14 protein-coding genes and 1 pseudogene are annotated in these 14,620 nt (G+C 61.4%); 9 read left to right on the forward strand and 6 right to left on the reverse strand.

Translation table 11 applies throughout. From position 1 onward, the window contains the following. Window positions 1–17 precede the first annotated feature (17 nt). A complete protein-coding gene (locus tag BLW44_RS00620) occupies window positions 18–323 on the forward strand; it encodes an EthD domain-containing protein (RefSeq protein WP_060927751.1) in 306 nt (101 codons plus the stop codon). Window positions 324–418: 95 nt separating this feature from the next. Here the strand turns inward: BLW44_RS00620 and BLW44_RS00625 are convergent, their stop codons facing one another. Further along, window positions 419–1,015, reverse strand: coding sequence for an HAD family hydrolase (locus BLW44_RS00625; protein WP_060927750.1), 597 nt, complete (start codon window positions 1,013–1,015; stop codon window positions 419–421). A gap of 114 nt (window positions 1,016–1,129) precedes the next feature. Next, entirely contained in the window at window positions 1,130–2,053 is a 924-nt protein-coding gene (locus tag BLW44_RS00630) for a DUF2510 domain-containing protein (RefSeq protein WP_139305208.1), read from the reverse strand. A gap of 162 nt (window positions 2,054–2,215) precedes the next feature. Here BLW44_RS00630 and BLW44_RS00635 point away from each other — a divergent pair, with 162 nt between their 5' ends. After that, window positions 2,216–2,587, forward strand: coding sequence for a PH domain-containing protein (locus tag BLW44_RS00635; RefSeq protein WP_060927749.1), 372 nt, complete (start codon window positions 2,216–2,218; stop codon window positions 2,585–2,587). 361 nt (window positions 2,588–2,948) lie between these two features. Here the strand turns inward: BLW44_RS00635 and BLW44_RS00640 are convergent, their stop codons facing one another. The 4 genes and pseudogenes from BLW44_RS00640 to BLW44_RS17875 all read right to left on the reverse strand — a co-directional run bounded on the left by BLW44_RS00640 (window position 2,949) and on the right by BLW44_RS17875 (window position 7,672). Further along, window positions 2,949–3,887, reverse strand: coding sequence for a hypothetical protein (locus tag BLW44_RS00640; protein ID WP_060927748.1), 939 nt, complete (start codon window positions 3,885–3,887; stop codon window positions 2,949–2,951). A 95-nt stretch (window positions 3,888–3,982) separates the two neighbouring features. Then, window positions 3,983–4,213: pseudogene (locus BLW44_RS18505) on the reverse strand (NADP-dependent oxidoreductase); the annotation flags it as partial. A gap of 103 nt (window positions 4,214–4,316) precedes the next feature. Beyond that, complete coding sequence (locus BLW44_RS00650) at window positions 4,317–6,017, reverse strand: DUF262 domain-containing protein (RefSeq protein ID WP_060927747.1); 1,701 nt, start codon at window positions 6,015–6,017, stop codon at window positions 4,317–4,319. Window positions 6,018–6,481: 464 nt separating this feature from the next. Then, window positions 6,482–7,672: a hypothetical protein gene (locus tag BLW44_RS17875; protein WP_074731976.1), complete on the reverse strand. Its 1,191-nt coding sequence runs from the start codon at window positions 7,670–7,672 to the stop codon at window positions 6,482–6,484. Window positions 7,673–7,814: 142 nt separating this feature from the next. Here BLW44_RS17875 and BLW44_RS00660 point away from each other — a divergent pair, with 142 nt between their 5' ends. The 7 genes from BLW44_RS00660 to BLW44_RS00690 all read left to right on the forward strand — a co-directional run bounded on the left by BLW44_RS00660 (window position 7,815) and on the right by BLW44_RS00690 (window position 14,603). After that, window positions 7,815–8,972 (forward strand): DNA cytosine methyltransferase, encoded by a 1,158-nt coding sequence (locus tag BLW44_RS00660; RefSeq protein ID WP_074731501.1) that lies wholly within the window; start codon window positions 7,815–7,817, stop codon window positions 8,970–8,972. A gap of 28 nt (window positions 8,973–9,000) precedes the next feature. Next, entirely contained in the window at window positions 9,001–9,321 is a 321-nt protein-coding gene (locus BLW44_RS00665) for a nucleotide pyrophosphohydrolase (protein ID WP_060927745.1), read from the forward strand. Then, window positions 9,318–11,048: a DUF2075 domain-containing protein gene (locus BLW44_RS00670; RefSeq protein ID WP_060927744.1), complete on the forward strand. Its 1,731-nt coding sequence runs from the start codon at window positions 9,318–9,320 to the stop codon at window positions 11,046–11,048. Before BLW44_RS00665 ends, BLW44_RS00670 begins: the two co-directional genes overlap by 4 nt. 155 nt (window positions 11,049–11,203) lie before the next feature. After that, the gene (locus BLW44_RS00675; protein WP_060927743.1) at window positions 11,204–12,205 is read left to right on the forward strand and encodes an SDR family NAD(P)-dependent oxidoreductase; all 1,002 of its coding nucleotides are present in this window, start codon (window positions 11,204–11,206) and stop codon (window positions 12,203–12,205) included. 89 nt (window positions 12,206–12,294) lie between these two features. Continuing rightward, the gene (locus BLW44_RS00680; RefSeq protein ID WP_060927742.1) at window positions 12,295–12,606 is read left to right on the forward strand and encodes a hypothetical protein; all 312 of its coding nucleotides are present in this window, start codon (window positions 12,295–12,297) and stop codon (window positions 12,604–12,606) included. A gap of 370 nt (window positions 12,607–12,976) precedes the next feature. Beyond that, a complete protein-coding gene (locus BLW44_RS00685) occupies window positions 12,977–13,894 on the forward strand; it encodes a HipA domain-containing protein (protein ID WP_139305209.1) in 918 nt (305 codons plus the stop codon). After that, entirely contained in the window at window positions 13,869–14,603 is a 735-nt protein-coding gene (locus BLW44_RS00690; protein ID WP_060927740.1) for an HIRAN domain-containing protein, read from the forward strand. Before BLW44_RS00685 ends, BLW44_RS00690 begins: the two co-directional genes overlap by 26 nt. Window positions 14,604–14,620: the final 17 nt, after the last annotated feature.

Below are 14,620 nucleotides of genomic sequence, written 5' to 3' on the forward strand. Positions count from 1 at the left end.
GCAAGAAGAGAGAGATCATGCCCACGAAGATCACCATCGTCATCGAGAACCCGGCCGACCCGGCCGAGTTCGAGAACGTCTATCCGGATATCGCCGACCTCGCCGCGCAGCTCCCCGGGCTGCAGCGGATCGAGTCAGCGAAGGTCTGGCCCAAGGAGGACGGAACCCCGACGCCCGCGCACCGCACGCTCGACCTGCACTTCGAGAGTTACGAAGCCGCCTCGGCGGCCGTCTCCACCCCGCCCGCGGGGGAGTTCTTCCAACGGTTGGTCGGCACCGGAGTGCCGTTCATCGGCCTGTTCTCAGACATCAAGAGGGTCTGACGGGTGTGGGCGGCGCAGAGATCGGACTGCGTCGCCCGCGCACACTTTCGGTCCGCTTCAGGGCCAGCACCGGATGCCCCAACGGGCGTATCCGATCATTCGAGCACACGCGCGGCGCGGAGCGCTGTGCGCAGACCGTCGACGCCGGTAAAGTGATGTGTCGGCATCCCGAGCGTCGCCGCGCCCGCCAGCTTGCTCGCGGAATCGTCGGTGAAGAACACCTCGGCGGGTGCGAGCTGCATCCGATCGAGTACGTGCTGGAACGCCCGCACGTCGGGTTTCGTCCAGCCGATCTCTGCAGAGTTGAAGACGGCTTCGAAGCGGTCGGTGAGGTCGAGCGAGGCGAGCTCGGCCGGAATCGTGTCGGTCCCGTTGGTGAGGATCGCGGTGCGGATGCCGTGGGCTCTCAGCTCGTCGACGAGGCCGAGGACCTGCTGGTCAGCGCGGAACGGTTGGCGACCCCAGTCCTCCGCGGCGTCGGCGTTGCCGATCTCGATTCCGATCAGGCGAACCCACTCATGGCGTGAGATGCGACCTGTCGTCACCTGTTCCAGGAGGTGGGGAGCGAAAGCGACGGACTCGATCGCACCGGCGGCCAGGCCGTGCTGGCGCTCGATGCGCGCGACGTTCTCGGGATCGAAGTGCCGGACGACGCCGTCGAGGTCGAAGAGGACTGCGCGGATCGGAGGCATCGGATCAGGGTAGCGAGGTGCTCGGACGCTACCCGAGCGAACGTCCGCGAGTCACGCGAGAAGCCCCGCCCAGCATGAGCTGAACGGGGCTTCTCGGCAGTGCGGACGGTGGGGTTACGGCTTGATGAAGACCTCGTCGGCGAGGATGCCGGGGGTCACGCGGATCAGGAAGGTCTCGCCGTCGGGGACGACGAACGCCTGCGATCCGGTGGCGGAGGCATCCTTGTAGAGCTCGTCGAGGCCGAAACCGTCGGTGAGCACGGCGAGGCTGTCGTATCCGTTGACGACGTTGCCCGACTCGGTCACGATGTCGACCGAGACCTCGGCGGCGTAGCTCGAGTCGCCGCCCTTGTAGGTGACGGTGGTGTTCACGATGACGTAGTGCGATCCGGCGGGCGCAGGCTCGTTGAACTGGTTGGCCTCAGAGACCACCGCGTTGCCGTCGGGGTTGACCGAGTTCACGACGACGGACCAGTTGCTGTTGCTGATCTCGGAGCCCAGCGGGTACGGGTTCTCGCGGGTGCCCTGGGCGTCGGCGGCGGGGGCTTCCTCCTCGGTCGCCTCCTCCTCATCGCCGGAGTCGCCGGAGTCGGACGGCTGCGACACGGTGGTGTCGCCATCGCCGAATGCATCATCGACCGACGTCGCGACGACGCCGATGAAGACCATGACACCGACGATGGTGCCGACGATGGAGAGGATGAGGCCGACGATGCCGAGCCACTTCTTGTCGCCCTTGAGGAACAGAGACACGATGCTGAGCACGAAGGCGATCGGCAGGAGGATCCAGCCGAGGATCAGTGCGCCAGGGATGCAGGCGAAGATGAAGCCGACGGCCGCGACGATCGCGGACACGAGGGCGAGCACGTTGAGCTTCTTCGGCGAAGCGGAGTCGGGGGATGCGGAGGTTGCGGTCGCCAGGGGAGCTGGTGCGTTGGCCTCATCGGCGAAGTTCCCCCACTGCTGACCGTCCCACCAGCGCTGCCGGCCGGAGCCGTCGTCATACCAGCCGGCGGGAGTGTCATTCGGTGTTGTCATGCGCTCATCCTGACAGAACGCTGGGAGCCGAAAGCCCGGTGTTGCAGGTTCGTTACGAGGGTGCCGTTCGCGGCTGGGACCTGGCGCGTTTTCTGGACTCTGACCAGTAGTTCGTGGGGAACGTCGTCGTCGCACAGGTGGCCTGTACGCCATGATCAGAGCATGGAAGCATCGCCGATTCTCACGTGGACCCTGCAACAGGAGATCCCCGTCCCGCCCGACGTCCACACACTCCTCGTGGAGGGCGAGCAGCCGATCACGTCGTTCAAGACATTCCGCGACTCCGCGACGTTCACGACGAAGCGGCTGATCGTCCGGGACGCTCAGGGCATCACCGGCAAGAAGGTCGAGATCTACTCGCTGCCGTACAGCGCGATCAACATGTGGTCGTCCGAGAACGCCGGCACCCTCGATTGGAACTCCGAGATCGAGCTCTGGACGCGGGCCGGGCACATCAAGGTCAAGCTCTCGAAGGGCGCGGATGTGCGGAGGATCGACAGCCTGATTGCCTGGGCTGTGCTGCAGGCGCACTGATCATCCGTCCGATACGAGCCAGGCCGCCCGGACCAGACGCTGCGGCGCTGCCCTCGGGCCGCCGTTGATCGCGCGATAGGCGTTCATCGGCGACGGGGTCCCGAACTTCGGTGACCTCGTCAGCACAACAGGTTGCCGGCCTCATCGTCGCGACCGGCGAGCATCACCGCCGCTATCGTCGATGCTCGCCGAGCCCGAAAGAGCGCCGACCAACGCCATGTCGTCGTCGAGCCTCGCCGCGAGGGGTGACACGTACGACCTAGTCACACGCATGACGCGGCTTCATCCCTCTGCGCCGTAAAGGTGTGATGGCTGACTCAAAAAAGCGATCCGGTTGGCGATCTCTAATGCGGCGCACTATCTATGTCCCCGGCGTGTTCGAACGCTTGACGAGGGCGGTTACGACATCAAGCAACTGAGTCGCTCCGACACTGTCGTCCGACGTGTTGCCTGATCTCTCAGGGGGCGCAGTCAGTACGCGGCGTGCGAGAAGCGCGTACATTTCAGCCTGCTGCTCGTACGCGAGTGGTTCGATGAACGCGGGAAAAGACTGAAGTTGGACCTCCATGCTTCGCGCCCAGTTGGCCATGCGACGGTGCTGTCCGGATTGGCGCGCTAGGTATGCGGCGATGCCTCCGATCCCAATCGCGCCGGCCGCTTTGAAGGCGAGCGCGGTCCATTCGTTCTCGAACGTGAGGACACTGTTCGCCCCGTTGCCGAAGATCAGCGCAAACGACAAGGCCGCAGCGAAGCCAACTAGCGCCGAAACGCGGAACATATTCGCAGCCCGCTCTTCGTCGTCAGCGTACCTACCGAAATGAGTCGCCAGCGAAGCTGCTCCGATGATGCCAGCGGCGTCTTTGGCTTTGGCTGCGGAATCCTGCAGTTCCGCATTGAGTTCGATCGTCGCCGCTCTCAAGGTTGCCTGGTCCTGCAGCGTCGAGGCTTGCTGGCTGAGGGCTCGCGACCTAGTCGCAATGAAGCTGGCTTCATCGTCCTCGGGGCCTGTTGTCGCCAGAAGATTAAAGTGCTGCGTAATATCGCGGCTAACCTGCTTCACCCAACTCAGGACACCCTCGTCAGATCCCTGGGCGAGCGCATCGCGCAGGCCATCGAGCACCTTGTCGCCGAGCGTCGACAACCCGCCGGAGAATGAGTGAGGGTCGCCGATCCGCGCGAGGTAGTCGTCAGTCGCCTCGAATACTGAAAGCTGTTCCAGAGCGAGTTCTTGAGTCGTCTCTGAGAATGAGTCCGCCTCGAGCAGATGCTTGGTGAACGTTTCGACGCGGTCCTCGAACATGGGCCTCCCTTGATTGAATTCACCCTAGCGGCCGGCCCAATGCTCGGTGGCGGTAGCGGAGACGAAGGCATCACTCCCCGCCGAAAGTCGTTCAGCAGAATGCGGCGCGTGACCTCCAGAGTGAGCGTTCCGCTGTCCACAAGCGAGACGAGCTCGGCGAGCTTCTCGGCGTCGCTCCGAACGAACACGACCAGTGAACGCACATCGCGGTCGGCATCATCAGTCGCCGCCATCCAGGCGGTGGTGCTCACGACGTCTCCCCCATCGCGCACGAGTCGCACCAGGGCGGTGAACTCGTCCGGCTCGATGGGAGCCAGGTTGAGCAGGAGGTCGACCTACTCGGTGACTGCATTCAGGACGTCGGTCTCGGTGGTGCCGCCGGACTCCATGTCGAAGGGGGCTTTCGTTTATCCGGGTAGGTCGACGAACCTAGATTTTCCAGATCACGTCGTGCGCCATGACTGCCATCGCGTCAGTATGCGACCGTACGGTGTCGGGATTCCATACCTCTGTATACGCTAGGGCCCGAGGAACGCTGTAGTGTCCTGCGGACAGAATATTCTTTTTCTCGGCGAACGACTTGTTGGCAAGCTCGCCATTCTTCTTCGGGTCGAGCAGGAATAGGTTGCCCAGTTGACCGACGTTTGCTTCGCTCCAAGAATCGGTTCCGATCAGAGCCTGGGGCGCGACGTGCTCGATGGTCAGATCATCCCAGTCGCCAGCAAACTTAAACTCGTCCTGCTCAGCGAACTTCCGCAGGATGTATCGCACGAGAGGCTTCTGCTTTGTCGTCGAGTTCGTGAAGATAACGTCGCGGAAGCCGAGAGTCACTTCCTCAACGGAAGGCCGTCGTTCTCTCAGCTTCTGAATGAAACTCTTTATCTCCATACCAGCTTGGTTCGAATCTTCGGCCTCAAACAGCTTCCGACCGAACGACGAGTACATCCCCGAGATTCCGCCAGACGATCGCGAGGACGTGATGGCAGTGAACGTGAAGTGGAATCGTTCGATCGCTTCCACCGCTTCGATCAGCTTGGCGAGCTTGATCTTTCCGTCCTTGTACGCGCGCACGAGCGACAGCAGCGCCGGGGTGGGCTGGACAACGCGAAACACCTGAATCGCGCGGAGCGAGGCGGCGACTCGCTTTTCGTTCTTAGTCCACATGAAAGACGGCTCATGAATGGCACGATAGAACTCAACATCACGAACGAGAGCGTCAAGATACGAACGCGCGTTCTTCGCATCGACTCGTTTCTTTACGACCGAGTACAGCTTCTTCACGGGAGAAGACTCGTGCCGTGAGGCCCAGAAGTGATATAGGAATGCATCTGAGGTGATATCCGCCGCCGACTCGTAGATTGACTCCAGGATTCCGCCCCACTTGAGCTTCACGGAGTCCACGGCGCCCTTACTTTTGAGCAATTTCGTGAAGTGGTTTTTCACGAGGTCCGTGACGGCTAGATCCTTGCCGCGGGTGTTCAGTGTCTCGAAGATGAGATAGGCGTCGTCCTCATTCTCAAGTTTGACGAAGATCACCTTCAAGTTCAGCACCGATTCACGGAGCTTGATTAATCGGTCGACCTTGACGCCATGTTTGTCGTCATCGGTGATCGAGGCGTCAATGTCGATCGCTTGGACAAGGGAACTCACTTTCTCAGTGAGCAGTTTCATCGCACGCTTCAGCGCCTGCTCTTCAACCAGTTCCGGGAGGGTCGAAATCTCCGGATCACCAAACTTGAGAATTTTCTCTTGCAGATACGGAAACGAAGTCTCCGTTCTCAGCACGTACTCGTTCTTGTTCGAGCGGTTCTTCCGCTCGACGAGCTGATGGATTCCCTCCGCGAGGTCGGTCTCCCCGAGGACGGCGAAAGCGTCTCGCATGGCGCAGAGAAGCAGAGTGATAGTGGTTAGGCGCTGTTGCCCGTCGACAACACTGAACTCCTGCTTGCCTTCTCGATACACCACCATCGAACCAATGAAGTAGTCCTCTCCCTTCGCGCCCATGACGTCGTCCCAGAGGTCTTGGATGTTCTCGTCATCCCACGAGTAGGGGCGCTGAAAACGAGGGATGTTGAAGAACCGGCCCGCGAGCAGGTTCTCGATGTCAATATCTTCAGACTCAATCTTCACGTTCTACCTCCAAACGCAGAGTCTGGCAGACAGTACGACGATCAGTCCATGGACGCGCTACCCCGGGTCGTTCGTACTCGCTCTCACGACGCTTCGCCTAGAGACTACAAATGGGCACCCTGACGTCGACAGACCTCGTCGAACTCCTCGGCGAGGTCCGTGATCGCTCCGAGGTCAGCCGGTGAGAGCAATCTGTGGAAACGTTGACGGCGCCGCGCCGTCAACGTCTAGAGCCCCGGCGAGCCTTGTCCGCTAGAGCCCGCCGTCCCAAGCGCGCGACTCCCGATCGCGTCTGTCGAGTACGCTCCGCCCAGAGTGCGCCGCCATCATTTCGGCTATCTACCAACCATGGCGCAACACAGCACCAAGAATCGGCGACACCTGCGGCGCGCCCACCGCCCGTGCTCAATGCCTAGGTTGATGCTCATTCAGTTTCGGCACACTCAGCACCAGCAACTGCTCGTCTAGTGACCGAGTTCTTCTATGGTGTCGCGCCACCTATCATCGACCTGTTGCTTCGTGGCGAGAAAGCCAGGGTACTTCGAGTGCTCAGTGAGTTGCGATGTTCGTACAAATTTGAACGTCCAACTGCCAGTCACAGAGAACAGGCATGCAGCAACGACGTCGAACGCGTCCACCCTGTACAACCGGGCGGTCGGATCGTTCTTGCTGTTACGAGTCCTTTGCGTTTCTACCTGCACAGTCCCGTCTGCAAGGAGGCTCGGACTCACGTTTTTGCACTCGACGACGTAGGCGCGGCCGTCCTTGAGCTGAACGTCGAAGTCCGCGCTGCGGTCGTCAGTTCGACGAGTGATGCGCTCGATCGATGGATGCACACTCATTTGCTCCTCGAGGTGAGCCTCTGCGACCCCGCCCTTCACGGCTGTCGTCAGCATCCGGCGCTCTGCGATCAGATCGAGAATCCTGGCTGCGTCCAGACCAAACTGCTCCTCGAGTGGATGCGTGCTTCTGGCGGCTCGATCTGCAAATGACCGGTCGCGGAACTGCTGACCTAGTTTCACGCGGAGCGCTGTATCTAGTCCCAGCTCGGAGGCACGTCGCTCAAAGCGAGCGAAGTCGAGGAACCGCTCCGGCGTGAAGGCGACGCGCGACTCGAATCCCTCCGGGGTCCGCGCCTCGTTTCGCGCCCCACCTCGAGTATCGACCTCCCACGCATGCCACCCCTCCGCTCCCATTTCGTGAAAGTCACCATCCGCTGCGTAAAACGAGACACCGAGAGGCATTGGGTTCCACAGCGCGGGGTCGAGTCCGACAAACCGCCGCTCGGTAGCGTTGATTCCAAGGAACAGGGTCGTGTCGACGCCCGCCACATCGAAGGCAATCGGGTGAACCTCGGATCTCCACTGCGACGGGTTACCAAATTTCACCTGGGCGTGGTGCTCCCCCTTGGGGCGGTTCTTCGTTGGGACGTTCGTAAGCCTGACTGGATAAATCAGAAGCCCGAGGCGCTCGCCCACGTTCGTCTGAACCCCAAAGAAGAACGGCACCCGGGTGTGAGGACTTTCGGACACAACTCGCCCCCCGCTTCGCGCGATCGCATCCTTGATCAGAGCGTGCAGGTCTCGGCGTCCGCTCGCTTTGTAGACCCGCGCGTAGACACGACCAGCGAGTTCCTCGTGAACATCCGTACTCAACGTCACTCCTAGGTCTCGGGACCGCCCCTGCCGTCAGCACGATCGCATGTCGGAGGCCTGTTCGAGAATGGTCTCGACGATACTTGTAGTTGGGCGAGCGGCGGATCCAAACCGCGCGCCATACACGAAGCAGAGGTGGCAGATGGGCGAACAGCTCCCAGTCGTGAGCTTGTTCTCAGGCGCAGGCGGGCTTGACCTCGCTGTAGAGCGCGCAGATGCAGACCCGCTTGCGACCGCAGACCTCGGCAGTGGCCTGCTTCGTGTCTCAGTCGCGACCGACTACAACGAGCCGGCACTCGAAACGCTGCGCGCGAACTTCGATGGAACGGCGACACTGTCCGGTGACATTCGCAGCGTTTCGACCGAACAGATCTTGTCAAGGGCTGGCCTGAACTCCTCCGAGCCCACGCTGGTTGTGGGCGGGCCACCGTGCACCCCGTTCAGTAAGTCAGGGTTTTGGCTTGAGCAGAAGCGAGAAAGCCGCGACCCGAACGCGTCTCTGCTCGACGAGTATGTACGCGTAGTGAGAGAGACACGGCCGGAAGCGTTCGTACTAGAAAACGTGCAGGGACTCACGTATCGAACGCATAAAGCCCAGTTCGATCGCCTCCTCAAAGCGCTGAGCGAACTCGGGTACAATCCGCAATGGAAAGTGCTGCTCGCTGCAGACTACGGAGTCCCTCAACTACGTCGACGCGTTTTCGTCGTCGGGAGAAGGGACGGGAAGAAGTTTGAGTTCCCAGAACCCACGCACTCTGGATGGAGTGAGCGTGATCGAAAGATTGACACTTCCAAGGTTCCCCACGTGAGTTCGGGACAAGCGTTCGCCGGTCTACCGCCGGTGTTGCACACAACTGCCGACGAGATCGTCGCGGGTCAATACGCTGATCTCGCCGCTGAAGTCCCGCCCGGCCAGAATTATCTTTGGCATACAGATCGATACGGCGGCCGGAATCACTTCGAGTGGCGCAGCCGATACTGGACGTTCCTTCTTCGCCTCGACCCCAATCGACCGTCGACGACGCTACAGGCACAGCCCGGCCCATGGGTGGGACCGTTCCACTGGGAGAACGTGAGAAATCTCGAAGGCATTGAGCGCGCCCGAAGGCTCCGGATTCCAGAGATGCTGAGGCTGATGTCGTTCCCCGACGACTTCAAGATCGCCGGAAGCCGAGCCGATGTGCAACGTCAGCTGGGCAACGCTGTACCGCTTGAACTTGGAAAAGCGGTGATTCGAGCACTGATGGAACAGCTCGGCTACATCAGGGTTCCCCCCGCACGACACTCGATCGCGATATAGCTTCCGGACAACCTGCTAGCGTCCTCGCATGCCGTCTCCGCAAGTATTAGCCAGCCTTCGTGCGTTTGTAGCAGAGCGCGACTGGGACCAGTTTCACTCGCCCGAGAACCTCGCGAAGAGCATCGCCATCGAAGCAGGCGAGTTGCTTGAGTGTTACCAGTGGAGCAGCGCTCCCGACCAGAATCGGGTCGAAGACGAACTCGCGGACGTCGTCACGTACTGCATCCACCTGGCGAACAAGCTCGGCGTCGACCTCGATGACATCGTGGTCCGCAAGCTCGAGAAGACGGCTGAGAAGTACCCCGTGCGGCTCGCGAAGGGGCGCATGACGAAGTACACAGAGCTGTGACCGACTTCAGTATCCAGCGCTTGCCGTTCGACCGCAAAGAGATCGATGCCTGGGCGCACGCCGATGATCGCCACACCAACTGGCCGGTTGTGTACCTGATCGACGGGTCACGCAAACTCTACGTAGGCGAGACGACCCGGGCTCAGAAGCGGATGCGGCAGCATCTCGATGGCCCCAAGGGCTCCGCTGGGCTGGACAGGGTCCGCGTCCTCATCGACCACACCTTCAACAAGTCCGTATGCCTTGATCTCGAATCTCATCTCATCCGATGGTTCTCCGGCGACGGACAGTACACCGTGCTCAACGGCAACGACGGCCTGACAGACGCTCAGTACTACGAGCGCGATCTCTATCGCGAGTCTTTCCACGATGTGTTCGAAGCCCTGCGCGCAGAGGGGTTATTCTCGCGCAGCATCCCGCAGATAGAGAACACCGACCTGTTTAAGCTCTCGCCGTTCAAGGCTCTTACCGACGATCAAGCCATCGCAGTCGGCGACATCGTCGAGGGCCTGCTCGAGGATCTCGCCCGGCCGGATGAGCGTTCGACTCTCGTCATCCAAGGCGATCCAGGAACGGGGAAGACAATCGTCGCTATCTTCCTCATGAAGCTCCTCGCGGATATACGAGACCACGCCGATGTCGATGGCGTGGAGCCCGACTCGATGTTCGCCGAGTTCTTCGTTCCCGAGAACCGTGCGGCACTTCGGGACCTGCGTATGGCACTCGTGATCCCTCAGCAGTCGCTCCGGGAGTCTGTGCAGCGGGTCTTTCGCAAGACCCCGAAGCTCGACCCGAGCATGGTGCTCACCGCGTTTCAGGTGGGGGAATCGGACACTGATTTCGACATCGTCTTCGTCGACGAGACGCACCGCCTCAATCAGCGGTCCAACCAGCCATCCGGCCCCCAGAACAAGAAGTTCCATGACATCAATGTGCGGCTGTTCGGGTCGGATAGGCCGAGCCTGACCCAGCTCGACTGGATCCAGGCGCGCTCGCGACATCAGATTCTCCTCGTCGATGGCGCTCAGAGTGTACGTCCGCACGACCTCTCACCCAAAACGTTGAGTGAAGTTCTAGACCAAGCCAAGGATGCTCACCGCTATTTCCGGCTCACTACTCAGATGAGAGTTCAGGCAGGGGCCGACTACGTCGAGTTCATTCGCTCGATTCTGCGCGGTGAGCCTGCAACACGTCCCGATCTAGGGGACTACGACCTGAAGTTCTTTGACAACGTCGGCAAGATGCGAGCGGCGATCCGAGCCAAGGACGCAGAAGTTGGACTATCGAGGATGGTCGCCGGATATGCCTGGGAGTGGCGCTCTCACCCGAACCGCGATCCGTCGGCATTCGACATCGAGATCGATGGCGAGCAGATGCGATGGAACAAGGCACAGAAGGATTGGATCAACTCGCCTGGATCCCTAGAAGAGGTCGGCTCTATCCACACGGTTCAGGGCTATGACCTGAACTATGCCGGCGTAATCATCGGGCCAGACATTCGCGCGGATGTTTCAGGTGCTGTGTTCGCTAGCCGTGACGACTATCAAGACAAGATGGGGAAGCTTCGCACAGGTAGCTTCAGCGGTGGTTTTAGCGATGACGATCTGCTGGTGTTCATTCGGAACATCTACGGCGTACTTCTCACACGCGGGATGCTCGGCACATACGTTTATGTCTGTGACCCGACCCTGCGCGAGCGGTTGAGGATGCTCCTGGCCCCTCGCTAGACCGTCGTGGTTGCACCGTAAATCTCGGCGGTTTGGTTGAGAATCCGGCTGATGGGCGCCAGCGCTACAAACCATCGGCCGATGCCGGACTTGGGCGTACACTTGTCAATAAGTAGACGCACCGTTGCGAAACCCAAGCCCTAAGGAGTTCCCCCATGGCCCTCACCGCACACTCCACCATCGGCGACTGGATGGACGACCTGACCGGCGGGCCACTCATCCGCGGACTCTTCGAGCAGACGGGCGCCGACCCCGAGCTCCTCACCCCCGTGCTCGGATTGCCGCTGCAGCAGCTCGTCGCGATGAGCCAGGGCGCACTCCCGCAGTCGGTCGTCGATGACCTCGTGCGCGCAGCCAACGGCGGCGAGATCCCCGAAGCCGACGAGTCCGAGGGCTGGACCGAGAAGCCCACCACCGGACGCTTCGCAGGCAAGACCGTGATCGTCACGGGCGCGGCATCCGGAATCGGCAAGGCCACGGCATCCCGCATCGCCCGCGAAGGCGGACGCGTCATCGCCTCCGACATCGCCGCCGAGAAGCTCGACGCCCTGAAGGCCGAACTGCCGGATGCCGCCATCACCACCGTCGCCGGCGACCTCACGAAGCAGGACGCGATCGACGCCGTCATCGCCACCGCGGGCGACCGCATCGACGCCCTCGCGAACGTCGCCGGCATCAACGACGACTTCTCCCCCGCAGGCGAGACGACGGATGCCGTCTGGGACCGCGTCATCGCCATCAACCTCACCGCCCCGTTCAAGCTCATGCGCGCGGTGCTGCCGATCATGGAGAAGGCCGGCCGCGGCTCGATCCTCAACGTCTCGAGCGAAGCGGGCCTGCGCGGCAACTCCTCGGGCAACGCCTACACGGCCAGCAAGCACGGCATCATCGGCGTCACGAAGTCGGCGGCGTTCATGTACGGGCCGAAGGGCATCCGCGTGAACTCCGTCGCCCCGGGCGGCGTCGCCACCGGCATCCCGATGCCCTCGAACATGTCGGAGTACGGCTCGGGTCGCCTGGCCCCGTTCCAGCAGGCGATCCCGACGGTCGCGACCGCCGAGCACCTCGCCGCGTCGATCACGTTCCTGCTGTCGGATGACGCCGTGAACATCAACGGCGCGATCCTGGCCTCCGATGGAGGATGGTCGGTGCAGTAAGCACCCCGATGACCACGCCCCTGCCGACCCGAACGGCAGGGGCGTTCTTCGTTCATCATCGCTTTCACATCGGGTGAGAGACTGACTCCGTGCCCGAGCGTCCCGAGATCGTCTGCATCTGCGGATCCATGAGATTCACCGATGACATGCGGGCCGTGAGCCAGTCCTTGACGCTCGCCGGCGTCATCGTCCTCATGCCTGCCGAGATCGACGTCCCGATCACCGACGACCAGAAGGCTGCTTTGGGAGAGCTGCACCTGCGCAGGATCGACGTGGCCGATCGCGTCGTGGTGGTGAACCGCGGCGAGCACTTCGGCGAGTCCACGATGCGGGAGATCGCTTACGCGCGAGCGGCGGGCAAGCCTGTGACCTTTGCCAGCCCCGCCTGGGGCTCGTTGTAGACCTCACATGGAGAGGATTGGCCGCGGCTCGATCCTCAACGACTCCGCCGCAACGTAGGTGCAACGCAAGAATGACATCATCGGCGTCACGAAGTCGCCGTGTGCATGTACGGGTGAAAGGGCCCGCGTGAACTCAGTCGCTCTGGGCGGGGTTCATCGCATCCCGATGCCCCGAACGTTTCGGAGTACAGCTCCGGCTGCCTGACTCCGTTCCACCACGTGATCCCGTGGTTCGTGACCGCCGAGAGCCTCGCGTTTCTGCTTTCGGACGACGGCCTCAATATCAACGGGCACCGTGCTGGTAGCCGACGGAGGATGGTTGGTGCAGCGGCCGCCCCGCGAGGACCAGCGTGTCGGGTACCGTCGTGTCATGCCGTATCAATGGGATCCACTCGACCTCGGGGAGAGCGACCTCGACGCTGACGACCCCGAAGAACAGATGGGCTCGAAAGAAAAGAACTGGGTTCGGGTCTCGGGCGACGACCGACGTTGGCTAGTCAAGGTTGCGCGAGTAGACGACCGCGACGGCACAGTCAGCGGCGAAGACTGGGCGGAGTGGCTCGTACAGCACATCGCGAACAGCGTAGGTGTACCCACCGCTCACGTCCGGCCGGCCTTCTTCGAAGGACAAAGGTCCACGGCATCGCGGTCAATGCTGCGGGATGATTCCGAGCGCCTGATCCACGGCAATGAGCTTCTCAGCGCGCGCTTCCCGGACTATGACCAGAGCATCCGGGGCGAGAATCCCGGCTACACACTGAGCGCCATTCAGGGTGCGGTCGCGGGGATTCCTGGTCCGCCTGAGTTGAAGACTCGCCTGGACGCTTTCGACACGATCGCTGGCTACCTGATGTGCGATGCGCTCGTTGCAGGTCGAGACCGACACCACGAAAACTGGGGAGTCATCCGTCACGAGGATGAGCGTTGGATGGCCCCCTCCTTCGATCACGGCAACGCACTCGGTTTTCAGGAACGTGACGGCAAGCGGTCGCGCCTTCTCGGTGACTACGAGCTCTTCGATCGATGGGTGAATCGAGGCACGAGCCAGCACTTCGTCGGACGACCGAAGCTCGTCGACCTGGCGATCGATGCACTGCGCATGTCTTCACCGGATGCTCGTGACTACTGGTTGGACCACCTACAGAGTTTCCGGGCTCGCGAGGTGGAGGCTGAGCTGGGGTCAACACCCCATGAAGTAATGTCGGAGGTGTCCCGTAGGTTTGTGATCTCCCTACTAGACACGAATCGAAGGAGGTTGCTCGATGGCTACTCAGCTACTCCCGCTTGACCAGATTGACCTCCGCGTCAGTGAACGCGCTTTGATCCTTGTGTGGCAGAACCCGGCGAGCCGTCGATTCACGAAGGTCGGCCAGCTCGACTCCCTCCCCGAGAATCGATTCGCTTTTCACTACTTTCCCGAGATCGCTGAAGTCGAGGACTTCGTTCCCCTCGACGAGTTTCCTAGCTTGAGCCATGCGTACGTGTCGGACGAGGTTCCCGCGTTCTTCGCAAACCGCATCCTTTCCGCTGAGCGCCGAGGCTATAGCAAGTACCTGACATGGCTTGGCATCGATCAACTGGACGGCTCTGCGATCCCCTTCGAGTTTCTCGCGCGATCGGGTGGAGGACGAGCGACCGACACTTTCCACATCGTGGATCTGCCGGTCCAAGGAAGCACCACATTTACCAGTCGCTTTTTCATTTCCGGCATCCGTTATATGCCGGACGCAACCCGTGTACTCGGCGAGATTCACGACGGGTCCGTACTAGCGCTCGAACTTGATGAGGCAAACCAAGCCAATCCGAAGGCGGTGCTGATTGATACACTCGATGGCTCGAAGATCGGATACGTCCCGGATTGGCTCTGCCACGACATTCATGCTCTGATCAAGGACGGATGGTCGCTGACCGCGGTCGCGGAGCGAGTCAATCCTGACGCGCCGGCACACGTCCGAGTCTTGTGTCGGATCGACGCCAATCGGAAAGCGACCGCGTAAGCGCTGCACTCCTCACA

Source organism: Microbacterium hydrocarbonoxydans, assembly GCF_900105205.1.
Taxonomy (GTDB): Bacteria; Actinomycetota; Actinomycetes; order Actinomycetales; family Microbacteriaceae; genus Microbacterium; species Microbacterium hydrocarbonoxydans.

Coding starts and splice junctions, on each gene's coding strand:
- BLW44_RS00685 (WP_139305209.1), top strand. CDS start 12,977: ATGCCGTATCAATGGGATCCACTCGACCTCGGGGAGAGCGACCTCGAC.
- BLW44_RS00635 (WP_060927749.1), top strand. CDS start 2,216: ATGGAAGCATCGCCGATTCTCACGTGGACCCTGCAACAGGAGATCCCC.
- BLW44_RS00675 (WP_060927743.1), top strand. CDS start 11,204: ATGGCCCTCACCGCACACTCCACCATCGGCGACTGGATGGACGACCTG.
- BLW44_RS00620 (WP_060927751.1), top strand. CDS start 18: ATGCCCACGAAGATCACCATCGTCATCGAGAACCCGGCCGACCCGGCC.
- BLW44_RS00630 (WP_139305208.1), bottom strand. CDS start 2,053: ATGACAACACCGAATGACACTCCCGCCGGCTGGTATGACGACGGCTCC.
- BLW44_RS00640 (WP_060927748.1), bottom strand. CDS start 3,887: ATGTTCGAGGACCGCGTCGAAACGTTCACCAAGCATCTGCTCGAGGCG.
- BLW44_RS00625 (WP_060927750.1), bottom strand. CDS start 1,015: ATGCCTCCGATCCGCGCAGTCCTCTTCGACCTCGACGGCGTCGTCCGG.
- BLW44_RS00665 (WP_060927745.1), top strand. CDS start 9,001: ATGCCGTCTCCGCAAGTATTAGCCAGCCTTCGTGCGTTTGTAGCAGAG.
- BLW44_RS00690 (WP_060927740.1), top strand. CDS start 13,869: ATGGCTACTCAGCTACTCCCGCTTGACCAGATTGACCTCCGCGTCAGT.
- BLW44_RS00660 (WP_074731501.1), top strand. CDS start 7,815: ATGGGCGAACAGCTCCCAGTCGTGAGCTTGTTCTCAGGCGCAGGCGGG.